13 protein-coding genes are annotated in these 15,765 nt (G+C 71.1%); 9 read left to right on the forward strand and 4 right to left on the reverse strand.

Features of this window, described 5'->3' with window-relative positions:
* Positions 1-69: 69 nt before the first annotated feature.
* From WDZ95_RS20840 to WDZ95_RS20850, 3 genes are all read right to left on the reverse strand, one after another.
* Positions 70-1,668, reverse strand: a complete 1,599-nt coding sequence (locus WDZ95_RS20840) for a hypothetical protein (protein WP_425781330.1) — start codon at positions 1,666-1,668, stop codon at positions 70-72.
* Between the two features lie 48 nt (positions 1,669-1,716).
* Positions 1,717-2,184, reverse strand: coding sequence for a hypothetical protein (locus WDZ95_RS20845; protein WP_425781332.1), 468 nt, complete (start codon positions 2,182-2,184; stop codon positions 1,717-1,719).
* A gap of 81 nt (positions 2,185-2,265) precedes the next feature.
* Positions 2,266-3,075 (reverse strand): helix-turn-helix domain-containing protein, encoded by an 810-nt coding sequence (locus WDZ95_RS20850; RefSeq protein ID WP_425781334.1) that lies wholly within the window; start codon positions 3,073-3,075, stop codon positions 2,266-2,268.
* Positions 3,076-3,187: 112 nt separating this feature from the next.
* On the opposite strand from WDZ95_RS20850, the gene WDZ95_RS20855 reads away from it, so the two are divergent.
* The 9 genes from WDZ95_RS20855 to WDZ95_RS20895 all read left to right on the forward strand — a co-directional run bounded on the left by WDZ95_RS20855 (position 3,188) and on the right by WDZ95_RS20895 (position 14,900).
* Positions 3,188-3,598: a hypothetical protein gene (locus WDZ95_RS20855; protein ID WP_425781336.1), complete on the forward strand. Its 411-nt coding sequence runs from the start codon at positions 3,188-3,190 to the stop codon at positions 3,596-3,598.
* A 99-nt stretch (positions 3,599-3,697) separates the two neighbouring features.
* Positions 3,698-6,577, forward strand: a complete 2,880-nt coding sequence (locus tag WDZ95_RS20860; RefSeq protein ID WP_425781338.1) for an aconitate hydratase — start codon at positions 3,698-3,700, stop codon at positions 6,575-6,577.
* Positions 6,578-6,630: 53 nt separating this feature from the next.
* Entirely contained in the window at positions 6,631-7,536 is a 906-nt protein-coding gene (locus tag WDZ95_RS20865; RefSeq protein WP_425781340.1) for a S1C family serine protease, read from the forward strand.
* A gap of 22 nt (positions 7,537-7,558) precedes the next feature.
* The gene (locus tag WDZ95_RS20870) at positions 7,559-8,563 is read left to right on the forward strand and encodes an AAA family ATPase (protein ID WP_166223988.1); all 1,005 of its coding nucleotides are present in this window, start codon (positions 7,559-7,561) and stop codon (positions 8,561-8,563) included.
* Between the two features lie 91 nt (positions 8,564-8,654).
* Positions 8,655-9,695: a DUF58 domain-containing protein gene (locus tag WDZ95_RS20875; protein ID WP_425781343.1), complete on the forward strand. Its 1,041-nt coding sequence runs from the start codon at positions 8,655-8,657 to the stop codon at positions 9,693-9,695.
* Between the two features lie 14 nt (positions 9,696-9,709).
* Complete coding sequence (locus WDZ95_RS20880) at positions 9,710-10,762, forward strand: VWA domain-containing protein (RefSeq protein WP_425781416.1); 1,053 nt, start codon at positions 9,710-9,712, stop codon at positions 10,760-10,762.
* 39 nt (positions 10,763-10,801) lie between these two features.
* Entirely contained in the window at positions 10,802-12,010 is a 1,209-nt protein-coding gene (locus tag WDZ95_RS20885; RefSeq protein WP_425781345.1) for an FAD-dependent monooxygenase, read from the forward strand.
* Positions 12,011-12,040: 30 nt separating this feature from the next.
* A complete protein-coding gene (locus WDZ95_RS20890) occupies positions 12,041-13,030 on the forward strand; it encodes a Bug family tripartite tricarboxylate transporter substrate binding protein (RefSeq protein WP_425781347.1) in 990 nt (329 codons plus the stop codon).
* A gap of 175 nt (positions 13,031-13,205) precedes the next feature.
* Entirely contained in the window at positions 13,206-14,900 is a 1,695-nt protein-coding gene (locus WDZ95_RS20895) for a phage tail sheath family protein (protein WP_425781349.1), read from the forward strand.
* 13 nt (positions 14,901-14,913) lie between these two features.
* Here WDZ95_RS20895 and kynA read toward each other — a convergent pair whose 3' ends face one another.
* Positions 14,914-15,762, reverse strand: a complete 849-nt coding sequence (kynA, locus tag WDZ95_RS20900; RefSeq protein WP_425781351.1) for a tryptophan 2,3-dioxygenase — start codon at positions 15,760-15,762, stop codon at positions 14,914-14,916.
* Positions 15,763-15,765: the final 3 nt, after the last annotated feature.

A 15,765-nucleotide genomic window follows, 5' to 3' on the forward strand; every position in this document is an offset into this window, starting at 1 on the left:
TTCAAGGCAAAGCGCCACCCGGTCGGCCGGGTGGCGCTTTTTTATTTTGAGTTCTTGGAATTGCTGCTGTTATTTTTTGCCGAATGGTTTTTGAAGCCGACCGTAAAGTTCATTCAACTTGGTCATGCTGTTTGCATGCAGCTTTTCGGTTTCGGCCTGGCGCTGGTTGAGTTCTCTCGTCTGCTCATCCAGCATAACGTCGGCTATTTTCAGTTTCTGCTCTTCTTCCTCCAGCGCTTTGGCGGCTGCCCATGTGAAGCGCATGCCAGGGCCAAGCTCTCCCGGGGGGGATTTTTCACTGGCAGGCTTCTTTTGGTTATGGGCGTTGGCGCCGGCCCTGAGCATGTGCTGGCGCCGCATTTCTTCTTGTTTTTCTTCTTCTCTCGCAATTTCGCGCCGATCGGCATCGAGCTTTGCCTTGAGCTCTTCGAAATGCTGCTCGTCCCTGGTTGTAAACAGGTCAGGTTCAGGAGCGCGATCGGAATTCGAGGTTTCCCCATTTTCCAGTTCGGCCAATTTCGCTCGCGCAGCCTCCACGCTTGAAGGGTTGAATGGCTTTGCCGTCAATGCCGCGGCAAGTTCCTTCTGGGCCTCTTCGATAGGCGACCGAGCCGCAGTAACAGGCGCAGGTGTGATGGGGGGAGGCTGCAGCTCCGACCGATCGCCCTGAGCCGATTGTTGTGGCTTGAGCGGCCCGACCGGGTGTGTCGCTTGATCGCCAAATTCCGATTCCTCAGTGTCTTCGAACTGACCCGAATAGCGAGGATCGCCTTTCAAATCGGCGACCAGCTCAGCAAGTGGGTCGTAGTCCACGTCGTTGGAGGGAGACGAATCTGCCTTTCTGGAAAAGCCCATGGTGTTGGCAGGTGGCGGGGCCGCGTCGCCGGGCAGTTCCTCCCGAAGAAACCGGGCGCGAAGTTCCTTGGCATTGGCTGAACGACCGGGGGTTGGTCGCCCACCGACAATGTCCTGGGCGCGGCCCGCCGCCGCTGCGACCTGGTCGCGCTGGGTGGCGTCCGGAATCTTCGAGATTTCACGGGCCAGTTCGCCATCCGAGGGCAGTGCCGTGCCTCCTTGGGCTTGTCTGGCCAATCGGCCGAATTGCTCGGCGTCGTCATTCAGACGGGCGGCGTACCCCAGAAGTTCACGGCTGTCTCGCTCGACGAGTTTGCGGCAGGTGTCTCTCGCCTGGGTGAAGAGTTGGTCGAGTCCCTGGAAGGTATTGGCCGGCAGTCCATGGTCGGTCACAGCCTTGCTCAGCACGCCCTGCATTTCGGCGAAAAACAGGGCCAAATCGGTCTGCACCCTGATGCCGTTCTTCATGGCCATCAGGTCCGGCAGCGGCGCAGGGGCCGTTGGCACTTCCTGGACCACATTGCAGTCGGACCGGGGCTCGGGCGCCAGGCGCTCCGCCGCCCGCTCCAGGACGAAGGGCTCCGCCTGCGTCTGGGTCAAGGGGAGCAAAACCGTCAGCGTCGCATCCGCTTCGCCCGGCTCGGGCTCGCTCATCAGGTTGGTTGGGCCCGTGAGGTCCTGCGGCTCGCCATTGGCCGCGGTCAATGGTTCCCTCGTGACCGAGAGCGCGGGCTGCGATTGCGCTCGCTGCAGGGTGGGCTTGTCTGCTGCTTGTAGGGCGGAGCGATTGGGCGTTCTGGACAGAGGATTCATGGCGATCTGGGGCGAGAAGGTGCCGGTTTCGGATGGGGGCAGGAGAACTCAGGCGCGCTGGGTGGCGTGTTGAAGGAAATCGGGGTGGGTGTTGTGGTTCAGACCGGTGCGGCCCGACTCGCGCAAGGCCTGGCGCCACACCAGCACCTGCTGCACCGTGTCACGCACCAGCTGCGCGAGCCAATCCTCAGGCGCCATGCCCTTTTGCGGCGGCGTGGCCGAGAGGCAGAGCAGGGTGGTCTTGCGCTTGGCGTGAAAGCCGAAGCGCAGGTTGGGGTGGTCGGTGGTCATGAGCTGCAGCGTGAGCAGGTGCTCGTGCACCGCGGCGCGCTGGGCTTCGGGGAACAGGGCGATTTCGGCCAACAGCAGGAAGTGGGCGCTGGGCTCGCGGTGGTGCAGTTCGATGTGCACGCCGTCGAGCGTGACGGTGTGGCCCCGGCCCAGGGCATGGGGATCGGCCAGGTTCAGCGCCAGGCTGGCGCGGTGGCACAGGGTGTCGAACGGCTCATGGGTCATGGCGGGGCGCGGGTGGGCTGCGTCCTGCCTCAGTAACCCGCTCCGGGGGACGGTTCCGGGCCCCCCGGGCCGGCGGGTCGATCAGCCGGCGCTGGCCAGCGCCCTCAGCCGTTCGGCCGTGGTCTCGTCGGCGGGGAAGAAGGTCTCCAGCGCCAGTTCCTGCAGGGTGATGTCGACGGCCGTGCCGAAGACCGTGGTGGTGCTCACGAGGTGGAGTTCACCCACCGGGGTGTCGAAGCGGAACGGCATGAGCACGCCCAGGTGCTCGCCGGGCAGTGTGGCGCCGGCCGCAGGCGACGGCGCCGGCAGGGCGCGCAGCTCTTCGGCCAGTGTGGCCAGCACGCCGTCGCCCGTGGCGGCGATCTGCTGGCGCAGGCGCTCCAGCAAGTGCTCGCGCCATTGCGGCAGGTTGTGGATGCGCGGCGCCAGGCCTTGCGGGTGCAGGCTCAGGCGCAGCACGTTCACGGGCGGCTGCAGCAGCGCAGGCGCCACGCCCTGCAGCAGCAAGGGCACGAGCCGGTTGTGCATCACGAGGTTCCAGTGGCGGTCCATGGCCAGGGCGGGCCAGGGCTCGTGCGCATCGAGGATGCGCTGCACCGCCGCGCGTGCCGCCGCCATGGCCGGATCGTCGAGCGCACGCTCGCGGTACATGGGCGCATAGCCCGCGGCCACCAGCAGGGCGTTGCGTTCGCGGGGCGGCAGCTGCAGGCGTTCGGCCAGGCGCATCACCATTTCGCGGCTCGGGCTGGCGCGGCCGGTTTCCACGCAGCTCAGGTGGCGCGTGGACACCTCGGCCTGCAGCGCGAGTTCGAGTTGGCTCAGGCGGCGGCGCTGGCGCCACTGGCGCAGGCGTTCGCCGAAGGGGGCGGGGGCGGCGTGGTGGGCGTGCATGGGGCCATGGTAGGGCGGGCGTGCGCGGCCGCCATGACCTGCGGGGTCATGGACCCGCTGCGGGGGCGTGGCCACCATGGGCCGCCTGTTCAACCCCCTCAGGAGATCCTCCATGAACTTTGCCACGCTCCACCTTCCCACCCGCCAGCTGCGCCAGGTGCTGGCCTTCGACGCCCTGGCCGGCGCGGGCCTGGCCGTGCTGCACCTGGCGCTCGCTGCCCCGCTGGCGGCCTGGTTCGGCCTGGCCCAGGGCCTGCTCACTGCCATGGGCTGGGCCCTGCCGGTCTACGCGCTGCTGGCCGGCCTGTTGGCGCGCCAGCGCACGCCCTCGCGCGCTTGGCTGCTGCTGCTGGTGCTGGGCAATCTGGGCTGGGCGCTGGCCTGCCTGGCACTGGCCTGGGGCGGCACCGGGGTGACGCCGCTGGGCCAGGCCTACCTCACGGCGTTCGCGGTCGCGGTGCTGGTGCTGGCCGATCTGGAGTTCCTGGGCTGGCGGGCGCCTGGGCTGCGGCCGGCGGTGTGACGCAGCCCGCGCAGGGGGCAATCGGGCGCCGCGCTTGCGGCGTCTGCAGAAGGTCGCAGAATGGCCGCTCTGCGAACGATCTTCAGGAGAGACCCCCTCATGAACGCCCCCACGCGTTTCGCGCACCCCTTCGCCCACACGCTCAAGACCTTCAACCCGTCGGCCGGCAAGTCCGGCCGGCTGTATTCGCTGCCGGCGCTGGCGCGCGAATTTCCCAATGTGCAGCGCCTGCCGCAGGCCATCCGCATCGTGCTCGAGAGCGTGCTGCGCCATTGCGACGGCGAGCGCGTGACGCGCGAGCACGTGCAGCAGCTCGCGAACTGGCAGCCCAACGCGCCGCGCACCGACGAGATTCCCTTCACCGTGGCGCGCGTGGTGCTGCAGGACTTCACCGGCGTGCCGCTGCTGGCCGACCTGGCCGCCATGCGCAGCACGGCCGAACGCCTGGGCCAGGACCCGAAGAAGATCGAGCCGCTGGTGCCCGTCGATCTGGTGGTGGACCACTCGGTGATGGTGGACCACTACGGCACGAAGAACGCGCTCGACCTGAACATGAAGCTGGAGTTCCAGCGCAACCGCGAGCGCTATGGCTTCATGAAGTGGGGCATGCAGGCCTTCGATACCTTCGGTGTGGTGCCGCCGGGCTTCGGCATCGTGCACCAGGTGAACCTCGAGTACCTCGCGCGTGGCGTGCACATGAAGGGCGGGCTCTACTACCCCGACACGCTGGTGGGCACCGACAGCCACACCACCATGATCAACGGCATCGGCGTGGTGGGCTGGGGGGTGGGCGGCATCGAGGCCGAGGCCGCGATGCTGGGCCAGCCGGTGTACTTCCTCACGCCCGACGTGGTGGGCTTCGAGCTCACCGGGCGCCTGCGCGGCGGCGTCACGGCCACCGACCTGGTGCTCACGGTGACCGAGATCCTGCGCCAGCACAAGGTGGTGGGCAAGTTCGTGGAATTCTTCGGCGAGGGCACGGCCTCGCTCACGCTGCCCGACCGCGCCACCATCGCGAACATGGCACCCGAGTACGGCGCCACCATGGGCTTCTTCCCGGTCGACGAAAAAACCATCGACTACTTCCGCGGCACGGGCCGCAGCAAGGCCGAGATCGAGGCTTTCGAGGCCTACTTCCGCGCGCAGGGCCTGTTCGGGGTGCCGCGCCGCGGCGACATCGACTACTCGCAGGTGGTCACGCTCGACCTGGGCAAGGTCACACCCAGCCTGGCCGGCCCCAAGCGTCCGCAGGACCGCATCGAACTGGGCAAGGTGGCCGAGCAGTTCTGCACCCTGTTCAGCCTGCCCAGCGCGCAGAACGGCTTCAACCGCCCGGCCCAGCTGCTGCACACGCGCTACCTCGCCGAGCCCGAGGCGTCGCCGCCGCCCACGCCCGAGGTCAAGCCCACGCCCGAGGGCGCGCCGCGCTACGAGGCCGAGATGGTGTCGAACCGGCCGGTGCGTGCCAAGGCCCCGGCCGCGCCCGCGCCCGAGACCCAGCTCACCATCGGCAACGGCGACGTGCTGATCGCGGCCATCACGAGCTGCACCAACACCAGCAACCCCGGTGTGCTGCTGGCCGCGGGTCTGCTGGCCAAGAAGGCGGTCGAGAAGGGGCTCAAGGTCAAGCCGCACATCAAGACCTCGCTCGCGCCGGGCTCGCGCATCGTCACCGAGTACCTGAGCAAGACCGGGCTGCTGCCCTACCTCGAGAAGCTGGGCTTCGCGCTCGCGGGCTACGGCTGCACCACCTGCATCGGCAACGCGGGCGACCTCGCGCCCGAGCTCAACGCGGTGATCGTCGAGAACGATCTGGTGTGTGCCGCGGTGCTCTCGGGCAACCGCAACTTCGAGGCCCGCATCCACCCCAACCTCAAGGCCAACTTCCTCGCGAGCCCGCCGCTGGTGGTGGCCTACGCCATCGCGGGCAACGTGATGGTCGACCTCATGAGCCAGCCCGTGGGCCAGGGCAAGGGCGGCAAGCCCGTGTACCTGGGCGACATCTGGCCCAGCAGCGACGAGATCCACGCGCTCATGAAGAGCGCCATGAACGGCAAGGCCTACCGCGACAACTACGCGCTCGTGAAGAGCGAGCCCGGCGCGCTGTGGGAGGCCATTCCGGGCACGCGCGGCACCACCTACGACTGGCCGGCCAGCACCTACATCGCCGAGCCACCGTTCTTCGAGGGCTTCACGCTGGCCGAACGCGAACAGGCGGCGCCGGTGGCGGTGAAGGGCGCGCGCATCATGGCGCTGTTCGGCGACTCGATCACCACCGACCACATCTCGCCCGCGGGCAACATCAAGGCCAGTTCGCCGGCCGGGCAGTGGCTGCAGGCGCAGCGCGTGCTGCCGGCCGACTTCAACAGCTATGGCGCGCGCCGCGGCCACCACGAGGTGATGATGCGCGGCACTTTCGCGAACGTGCGCATCAAGAACCTCATGATCCCGGCCCGGCCGGACGGCTCGCGCGAGGAGGGCGGCGTCACGCTGCACCAGCCCACGCCCGCGGCGCGGGCCACCGGCGCGCGGCCCGAGAAGCTGCCGATTTACGACGCCGCCATGCGCTACATCGCCGAGGGCGTGCCCACGGTGATCTTCGCGGGCGAGGAGTACGGCACCGGCTCGAGCCGCGACTGGGCCGCCAAGGGCACGCAGTTGCTGGGCATCAAGGCCGTGATCGCGCGCAGCTTCGAGCGCATCCACCGCAGCAACCTCGTGGGCATGGGCGTGCTGCCGCTGCAGTTCAAGCCCGGCGACTCGTGGGAGTCGCTGGGCCTGCGCGGCGACGAGACGGTGGAGGTGCTGCCCGACCCCGGGCTGCGGCCGCAGAGCGAGGCCCGGCTGGTGATCACCAGCGCCGACGGCCAGCGGCGCGAGGTCGCGGTCACGCTGCGCATCGACACCCCGGTCGAGGTCGACTACTACCGGGCCGGTGGCATTCTCCCGTACGTCCTGCGGCAATTGTTGACCGCTTGAGCCGGTTGCTGCATCCCGGCATCATGTGACCCACGGGTTCTTCGGGGGTCGCCATGCGCCAGTCAGCGAAGTACAGCCCGTCGCGACGCCCCGCCGCCCCCGAGGTGGCCGGGCCGGCGGCGGACGAGGGCATCAGCCAGGTTCGACAGCCAGGGCGCCTGCGCGCGGCGCTGGCGCGACAGCTCTCGCAGCAGCGGCTGCTGTGGCTGGCCGTGGCGCTGCTCTCGCTGGCGCTCATCGCCACCATCTGGCAGCAGCGCAACGGTCCCGCGCCGCTCACGCAGAAGGCGATCGACGCCGCCGTGCTGCGCACGCTCACCACCCAGGTGATGCCGTCGCCCACGGCGCGCGCGGCCGAGAAGATCCGCCCCTCGGTGGTGCGCGTGCTCTCCTACAACCGCGACAAGGACGGCAAGGAGGACGAGTCGGGCGTGGGCACGGGCGTGGTGATCGTCGACAAGGGCGTGATCCTCACCAACCTGCACGTGGTGCAGGGCGCCGACCGGCTCAAGATCACCTTCGCCGACGGCACCGAGTCGGGCGCCAGCGTCACGGGCGCGCAGCCCGAGAACGACCTCGCCGTGCTGCAGGCCCACACCATTCCCGACGACCTCTCGGCCGCCACCATGCGCTCCACCGCCGACCTCGTGGCGGGCGACGGCGTGGTGGCCGTGGGCTTTCCCTTCGGCATCGGCCCCTCGGTGTCGGCCGGCGTGATCTCGGGCTTCAAGCGCGAGTTCAAGTCGCCCGAAGGCAAGCAGGTCATCGGCAACCTGATCCAGTTCGACGCCGCCGCCAACCCGGGCAATTCGGGCGGGCCGCTGGTCACCATGGACGGTGAGGTGGTCGGCATCGTCACCGGCATCCTCAATCCCACCAGCGCGCGCACCTTCGTGGGCATCGGTTTTGCCGTGCCCATCGAAAGTGCCGCGTCCGCCGCGGGGCTGCCCCCGTTCTGACATCCCCCCACCGGAGCGCTGCATGAGCGACACACCCAACGCCCCCGAAACCGCCCAGCTCATGGAGCAGATCCTCTACGAGGTCAAGCGCATGGTGGTCGGGCAGGACCGCTTCCTCGAACGCGTGATGGTCGCGCTGCTGGCCCAGGGTCACCTGCTGGTCGAAGGCGTGCCGGGCCTGGCCAAGACGCTCACCGTCAAGAGCCTGGCCGACGTGGTGCGCGGCCGCTTCAAGCGCATCCAGTTCACGCCCGACCTCGTGCCCGCCGACCTCGTCGGCACGCGCATCTACAACCAGAAGACCGGCGACTTCAGCACCTCGCTGGGCCCGGTGTTCGCCAACCTGCTGCTGGCCGACGAGATCAACCGTGCGCCCGCCAAGGTGCAGAGCGCGCTGCTCGAGGTGATGCAGGAGCGCCAGGTGACGATCGCGGGCGAGACGCACAAGGTGCCGCGGCCATTCCTCGTGATGGCCACGCAGAACCCGATCGAGACCGAGGGCACCTACCCGCTGCCCGAGGCCCAGGTCGACCGCTTCATGATGAAGGTGATCGTCGACTACCCGACCGACGACGAGGAGTACGTGATCGTCGAGCGCGTCACCGGCCCCGCGATCACCCTCAACCCCGTGGCCACCACCGAGCAGCTTGCGGCCCTGCAGGCCCAGTGCCGCGAGGTCTACGTGGACCCGTCGCTGGTGCAGTACGCGGTGAAGCTGGTGTCGGCCACGCGCACGCCCGACAAGCACGGCTTGAAGGACATGGGCCGGCTCATCACCTTCGGCGCCAGCCCGCGCGCCACCATCGGCCTGGTCGAAGGCGCGCGCGCGCTCGCCATGCTGCGCGGCCGCAGCTACGCGCTGCCCGAGGACATGGTCGATCTGGTGCCCGACGTGCTGCGCCACCGTGTGGTGCTCTCGTACGAAGGCCTGTCCGAAGGCCTCACGAGCGACGCGCTGATCGCGCGCATCATGAAGCACATCCCTGCGCCGGCCCGCCCGCTGGAGGCCGACAGCAAACGCGCCTGACCATGAGCCCCCACGCTCCGCACTTCGTGTCGTCGCTGCCCCCCGGGGGGGCGCAGGCCTCCCTTGGGGCGGCCCGGCGGGAGGCCTGACCATGTTCGCCCGCCTGTTCGGCCCCCGCGCTCCGGCCAGCCCCGCACCGGCCGCCGCCGCGCCCGCGGTGCAGCGCGCCGAGGCGCTGCTGCGCCACCTCGAATGGACCGTGATGCGCCGGCTCGACGGCCTGCTGCAGGGCGACCACCGCACGCTCATGCGCGGCACCGGGCTCGACCTGGCCGACCTGCGCGAGTACCAGCTGCACGACGACGTGCGCCACATCGACTGGAACGTGACCGCGCGGCTGCAGCAGCCGCACGTGCGCGTGTTCACCGAGGACCGCGAAATGGCGGCCTGGTTCCTGCTCGACCTCAGCCCCTCGGTCAACTTCGGCTCGGGTGAGCAGCGCAAGAGCGAGGTGCTGTTGCAGTTCACCGCCGTGCTCGCGCGGCTGATCTCGCGCCACGGCAACCGCGTGGGCGCCATGGTGTACGGCCAGCAAGGCCAGGCGCGCGTGAACGCGGTGCTGCCCGCGCGCGGCGGCCGGCTGCACGTGCTGCAGCTCATGCAGCTGCTGATGCAACCCGCCGCGCCCGCGGCGCACAAGCCCAGCGGCGAAGACGCCACGCGGCTGGGCGACCTGCTGCGCGGGGCCGCGCTCAGCGTGCGCCAGCGCAGCACCGTGTTCGTGGTGTCCGACTTCATCAGCCAGCCCGGCTGGGAGCAGCCGCTGGGCGAGCTCGCGCGCCGCCACGACGTGGTGGCCGTGCGCCTGGTCGACCCGCTCGAACTCGAACTGCCCGACCTGGGCCTGATCCCGATCCGCGACGCCGAGACCGGCGAGCAGCTGATGGTGGACACGCACGACAAGGGCTTTCGCCAGCGCTTCGCGCGCATCGCGGCGCAGCGCGAGGCGCAGCTGCGCGAGGGCCTGGCGCGCGCCGGGGTGGACACGCTCGAGCTCGGCACCGACGACGACCTCGCCGACACCGTGCTGCGCTTCGTGGACATGCGCCGCCAGCGTGTGCGCTTGAACCCCGGTGCGCGGCCCGTGCCCACGCAACTGCCGCGGCGCCAACGTGAAGGAGTCCGTGCATGAACAACCTGCCGCCCGTGAACTTTCTGTGGCCGCAGTTCCTGTGGCTGCTGCTGGCGCTGCCGCTGCTGGTGCTGCTGTACTGGTGGCTGCAGCGCCGGCGCAAGCAGACCGCGCTGCGCTACGCCAACCTGTCCATCGTGCGCGAGGCCATGGGCCGCGGCCCGGGCTGGCGCCGCCATGTGCCGCCGCTGCTGTTCCTGCTGGCCATCGCGGCCATGCTGCTGGCGGCCGCGCGGCCCATGGCGTCGATCACGCTGCCGTCCACGCAGCAGACCATCATCCTGGCCATGGACGTGTCGGGCAGCATGCGCGCCGAAGACGTGCAGCCCAACCGCCTGGTGGCCTCGCAGAACGCGGCCAAGGCCTTTCTGGCCGATCTGCCGCGCCACGTGAAGGTGGGCATCGTGGCCTTCGCGGGCTCGGCCCAGGTGGTGCAGCCGGTCACCCTCAGCCGCGAAGACCTCAACGCCGCGATCGACAAGTTCCAGCTGCAGCGCGCCACCGCCATCGGCAGCGCCATCGTGGTCTCGCTGTCCGAGCTGTTCCCGCAGCAGCGCATCAGCCTCACCGACCTCACCTACAGCCGCAACACCGACCCGTTCGCGCCGCGCGGCCGCTCGCTCGACCAGCCGCGCGGCGAAGAAAAACCCTTCCAGCCCGTGGAGCCCGGCAGCTACAACTCGGCGGCCATCATCCTGCTCACCGACGGCCAGCGCACCACCGGTGTGGACACCGCCGAAGCCGCCAAGATGGCGGCCGAGCGCGGCGTGCGCGTGTACACCGTGGGCGTGGGCACGGTCGAGGGCGAGGTGATCGGCTTCGAGGGCTGGTCCATGCGCGTGCGGCTCGACGAGGACACGCTCAAGGACGTGGCCCGCACCACGCGCGGCGAGTACTTCTACGCCGGCACGGCCGAGAACCTCAAGCAGGTCTATCAGTCGCTGAGCACCCGGCTCACGGTCGAGAAGAAGGAAACCGAGGTCGCGGGCCTGCTCGCGCTCGTGGCCTCGGTGCTCGCGCTGGCGGCCGCCACCCTGTCGCTGCTCTGGTTCAACCGCATCCTTTGAGCCGATTCGTGCGCCGCGCCGCTTGAGCACAATCGGCGCATGGAAACCAGTGTGATCGTGGCCGGTGGCGGCATCGGCGGTCTCGCGGCGGCGCTGGCGCTGTCGCGCGCGGGCGTGGCGCCCACCCTGCTCGAACAGGCCGAGGCCTTCGGCGAGGTGGGCGCGGGCCTGCAGCTCGGGCCCAACGCCGTGCGCGTGCTGGCCGACTGGGGTCTGCGCGCCGCGCTCGACGCCGTGGCCGCGTACCCCGACGAACTCCGTGTGCGCGACGCGGGCCAGGGCCGCGCGCTCGGCGGCCTGCGCCTGGGCCCCGCCTTCGCCGAGCGCTACGGCCGGCCCTACGCCAGCCTGCACCGCGCCGATCTGCACGCCCTGTTGCTGCAGGCGCTGCGCTCGCAGACCGGTGCGCGCCTGCAGCTGGGCAGCCGCCTGGTGTCGGTGGCCGAGCAGGGCGACACGGTGCGCCTCGAACGGGCCGACGGCAGCGCCCTCGAGACGCCGGCCCTGATCGGCTGTGACGGCCTCTGGAGCCGCGTGCGCTCGGCCGTGGCCGGCGATGCGCCCCCGCGCCCCACGGGCCACCTCGCCTACCGCGGCCTGATCGCCGCGGCCGACCTGCCCGCGCCCCTGCGCGCCGCGCGTGTGTCGGTGTGGCTGGGCCCGCGCCTGCACGTGGTGCACTACCCGGTGCGCCGCGGCGAGGCTTTCAACCTGGTGGCCGTGGTGCACGGCGCGGCCGAGGGCGGGCCGCGCGATGCGCGCAGCTGGTCCGAGCCCGCCACGCTGGCCGAGCTGCAGGCCGCGCTGGGCCCGGTGCACGCCGAGCTCGCGGCCTGGCTGCATGCGGTGCCCGCATGGACCCGCTGGGTGCTGCACGACCGCGAACCGCTGGCGGGGCCGCAGGCCATGGCGCGCGGCCGCATCGCCCTGCTCGGCGACGCCGCCCACCCCATGCGGCCCTACCTCGCGCAGGGCGCGGCCATGGCGCTCGAAGACGCCTGGACGCTGGGCCGGCTGCTGCAGGGGCGCGCTTCGCCCGACTGGGCCTCACACTTCGCGCGCTACGCGGCGCTGCGCTGGGCGCGCAACGCCCGCGTGCAGCGGCGCTCGCGCCGCAATGGCGGCATTTTTCACGCGCAGGGCCCGCTGCGCTGGGCGCGCGACGCGGCCATGGCCGTGTTCGGCGAGCGCCTGTTGGACAATGCCTGGCTGTACAACGGTCCCGCCGCGCCGGAGCGCGCGCGCTGACGGCCCCCTTTCCCTGCCCCGGAGACACCCATGAGCCTGCCCCCCGTCAACCGCCGCCACGTCCTGGCCACCGGCGCCGCCCTGGCCGCCGCCAGCGCCCTGCCCATGGCGCAAGCGCAAGCCACGGCCTGGCCCAACCGGCCGCTCAAGATCGTGGTCGGCTTTCCGGGCGGCTCCTCGCCCGACCTCATGGCCCGCACCATCGCCGAGCCGCTGCAGCAGGCCCTGGGCCAGCCCGTGGTGATCGACAACCGGCCCGGCGCGGGCGGCAACATCGGCGCGGCCCTGGTGGCGCGCGCCGACGACGACCACACCATCGGGCTGATGATCAACGGCAACATGACGATCGCCAAGATCCTCAACCCCGCCGCCACCTACGACCCCCTGACCGACCTCACGCCGGTGTCGCTGCTCGCGGTGGCGCCGCTGGTGCTGGCCGGTGCGCCCGGCACGCCCGCCGATCCGCGCGCCTTCCTGCAGGCCGCGCGCGGCAGCGGCGACAAGTGGAACTACGGCACGCCCGGCGTGGGCACCGTGGCCCACCTGGGCATGGAACTGCTCAAGTCGCGCGCGGGCCTGGGCGCGGTGCACGTGCCGTACCCGGGCAACCCGCAGGTCATCACCGGCATGATCGGCGGCCAGATCCAGATGGCGCTGCTGCCGCCGGGCCTGGCGATGCCGCAGATCAAGGCCGGCAAGCTGCACGCCGTGGGCGTGACCTCGGCGGGCCGCAGCGCCGTGGTGCCCGAGGTGCCTAGCCTGGCCGAGGCCGGCCTCAAGGACTTCCAGCTCGAGATCTGGAACGCCGTGGCCGCGCCCAACAGCCTGCCCAAGGCGCACGTGAACCGGCTGGCCGCGCTGCTCGCCGACATCGTGCGCCGCCCCGAGGTGCGCGAGAAGATCCTCAACCAGGGCTGGGCCGTGGCCGGCACCTCGGCCGAGGGCCTGGCGCGCCGCATCAAGGCCGACACCGACACCATGGCCGCGGTCATCCGGCGCAACAACATCCGCCCGAACTGAAGCGCGGGCACGCGCGGCCGTGCCTCCCCCAGCTGAGTGATGGGTGGTTGCGGGCCCGCGCCTGAAAGCGACTAAGCTGCCCGCCATGGTGGGGGAGGCGGTTGGCCGCTGGCGCCCGGCCTGTCGGCCGGCCCGGGCAGGCGCCGGTGGCGCCCCGCCCAGGGAGAAACAGCGCATGCCCGATCACCTCGCGCCCGGCGTCGCCATCGAAGCGCGCCCCCACCGCGCACCCCCCATCGCCGCGGCCGGCACCGGCACCGCGGCCTTCGTGGGCCCCACCAGCACCGGGCCCTGCCGCGAGGGCGATGGCCCTGGCGAAGCCCTCGAACTGCTCACCAGCCTGGCCGATTACGAACGCGTGCACGGCGGCCTGGCCGACCTCTCGCTCGGGCCCGGTGTGCCGGCCACGAACCACCTGGCGCACGCGGTGCGCGCCTTCTTCAACGAAGGCGGCACGCGCCTGTACGTGTCGCGTGTGCTGGGCGCGGGGGCGGCCCGCGCCGAGGCGTGGGTGTCGGTCGAGCCGCCGTTGCGCTGGCGCGCGCGCTGGCCCGGGGCGGCGGGCAATGGCCGTGTGCACGTGCGTGAACTGCGCCAGGCCGCCTCGCCCGAGGCCCTGGCGCAGGCGCCGCTGGGCAGCGTGCTGTGCCTGCCCGACGCGGTGCTGTGCGTGAAGCGCGGCGATGGCTGGGGCGCACCCGGCCAGCCCGCGATGCCTGTGCGGTCTGCGCGCGAACTGGCCGACGCCGGCGCCTGCCTGCTCACGCTGGCGGTGAGCTGCACCGACCGCGACGGCCACACCCGCCGCGACGAGGGCCTGGGCCTGTCACCCGAGCACCCGCGCTGGATCGGCAGCGCGCTGCGCGGCCCCGTGGCGCTGGAGGCGCCGCGCACGCTGCCGCCGGCCATGCTGCGGGCCTTGCTGCTGCAGGGCCTGAGCGAGTGCGAATGGCGGCTGGCCGGCGGCAGCGACGGCGGCGAACCCACGCCGGCCGACTACCGGCGGGCGCTCGAAGCCGTGGCCGCGCTCGACGACGTGTCCATCGTGGCCGCGCCGGGCAGCAGTGCCTACGCCACGGCCGACCCCGAGGCGCCGCTGGCCATTGCGGCCGCGCTGGTGGCGCATGCCGAGGCCTGGCAGGCCTGGCGCGTGGCCCTGCTCGACACGCCCCCCGACCTGACACCGGCGCAGGCGCGCCAGCACCGCCGCCGCTTCGACTCCAGCCATGCCGCGATGTACTACCCGTGGGTGGTCGCGGCCCGGCCACTGGCCGCAGGCGCTGCGCCCGGCTCCTCGGGCGAGGTGGTGCTGCCGCCGTCGGGTTTCGTGGCCGGCGTCTGGGCGCGTTGCGATGCGCAATACGGCGTGCACCGCGCGCCCGCCAACGAAGTGGTGCGCGGGGCGCTGCGCTTCGCCCATCCGATCAGCACGGCGGAGCAGGAGCTGCTCGGCCCCCTGGGGCTGAACTGCCTGCGCAGCTTCAGCGACCGCGGCCACCGGGTGTGGGGCGCTCGCCTGCTCTCGAGCGATCTGCAATGGAAGTACGTCGCGCCGCGTCGCAGCTTTCTCGCCATCGAGGCCTCGATCGTGCGCGGCGTGCACTGGGCCGCGTTCGAACCCAACGGCGAGGCACTGTGGACGCGGCTGCGCCAGAGCATCGCCGACTTCCTGCACGCGCGCTGGCGCGAGGGCGCGCTGCAGGGAACGGGCGCCGAGCAGGCCTTTTTCGTGCGCTGCGACCGCACCACCATGGGCGAGCACGACCTGGCCGAAGGCCGCGTGGTCGTGCTGGTGGGCGTGGCCCTGCTCAGGCCCTGCGAGTTCATGGTGTTTCGCGTGGCCCAGGCCACGGCCCGCACGCGCGCCTGAGCCTCGGCGAGCCTCAGAGCGCCGTGCGCAGTCGCCAGATCTCGGGGAACAGCACCACGTCGAGCATCTTGCGCAGGTAGCTCACGCCGCCCGTGCCGCCCGTGCCGCGCTTGAAGCCGATCACGCGCTCGACCGTGGTGACGTGGCGGAAACGCCAGAGGCGGAAGGTGTCTTCGAGGTCGGTGAGTTCTTCGCCGAGCTGGTACAGGTCCCAGTGCGCCTGCGGGTCGCGGTAGACCTGCAGCCAGGCCTGCTCCACCGCGTCGCTCGCCTCGTAGGGCCGGGTCCAGTCGCGCTCGGTGTGGCTGGCGGGCACGGGCAGGCCGCGGCGCGCGAGCAGGCGCAGGGCTTCGTCGTAGAGCGACGGCGCTTCATAGGCCGCGCGCACCGTGGCCGCGCGCTCGGGGTGGTGGGCGTGCGGCTGCAGCATGGCCGCGTTCTTGTTGCCCATGGCGAACTCGATGCAGCGGTACTGGTGGCTCTGAAAGCCGCTGGACTTCGCGAGGTAGGGCCGCAGCGCGCTGTACTCGGGCGGCGTCATGGTGGCCAGCACGTCCCAGGCGTGCACCAGCTGCTCCATGATGCGGCTCACGCGCGCGAGCATCTTGAACGCGGGCGCGAGCTCGTCGCGCGCGATGTGGGCCATGGCCGCGTGCAGCTCGTGCAGCATGAGCTTCATCCAGAGCTCGCTGGTCTGGTGCTGCACGATGAACAGCATCTCGTCGTGCGCGGGCGACAGCGGCTTTTGCGCGCTCAGGATCGCGTCGAGCTGCAGGTAGTCGCCGTAGCTCATGTCGCGGCTGAAGTCGAGCTGGGCGCGCTCCTCGCGCACCACGTCTTCGGGGCGTTGCGTCTCGCTCATGGC

It is taken from the genome of Hydrogenophaga sp. T2, from assembly GCF_049843535.1.
GTDB classification, from domain to species: domain Bacteria; phylum Pseudomonadota; class Gammaproteobacteria; order Burkholderiales; family Burkholderiaceae_C; genus Hydrogenophaga; species Hydrogenophaga crocea.

Excerpts from the sequence above, each read along its gene's own strand:
- WDZ95_RS20860 (WP_425781338.1), top strand. The coding sequence starts at position 3,698 with ATGAACGCCCCCACGCGTTTCGCGCACCCCTTCGCCCACACGCTCAAG.
- WDZ95_RS20875 (WP_425781343.1), top strand. The coding sequence starts at position 8,655 with ATGTTCGCCCGCCTGTTCGGCCCCCGCGCTCCGGCCAGCCCCGCACCG.
- WDZ95_RS20890 (WP_425781347.1), top strand. The coding sequence starts at position 12,041 with ATGAGCCTGCCCCCCGTCAACCGCCGCCACGTCCTGGCCACCGGCGCC.
- WDZ95_RS20855 (WP_425781336.1), top strand. The coding sequence starts at position 3,188 with ATGAACTTTGCCACGCTCCACCTTCCCACCCGCCAGCTGCGCCAGGTG.
- WDZ95_RS20850 (WP_425781334.1), bottom strand. The coding sequence starts at position 3,075 with ATGCACGCCCACCACGCCGCCCCCGCCCCCTTCGGCGAACGCCTGCGC.
- kynA (WP_425781351.1), bottom strand. The coding sequence starts at position 15,762 with ATGAGCGAGACGCAACGCCCCGAAGACGTGGTGCGCGAGGAGCGCGCC.
- WDZ95_RS20870 (WP_166223988.1), top strand. The coding sequence starts at position 7,559 with ATGAGCGACACACCCAACGCCCCCGAAACCGCCCAGCTCATGGAGCAG.
- WDZ95_RS20865 (WP_425781340.1), top strand. The coding sequence starts at position 6,631 with ATGCGCCAGTCAGCGAAGTACAGCCCGTCGCGACGCCCCGCCGCCCCC.
- WDZ95_RS20895 (WP_425781349.1), top strand. The coding sequence starts at position 13,206 with ATGCCCGATCACCTCGCGCCCGGCGTCGCCATCGAAGCGCGCCCCCAC.
- WDZ95_RS20840 (WP_425781330.1), bottom strand. The coding sequence starts at position 1,668 with ATGAATCCTCTGTCCAGAACGCCCAATCGCTCCGCCCTACAAGCAGCA.
- WDZ95_RS20845 (WP_425781332.1), bottom strand. The coding sequence starts at position 2,184 with ATGACCCATGAGCCGTTCGACACCCTGTGCCACCGCGCCAGCCTGGCG.
- WDZ95_RS20885 (WP_425781345.1), top strand. The coding sequence starts at position 10,802 with ATGGAAACCAGTGTGATCGTGGCCGGTGGCGGCATCGGCGGTCTCGCG.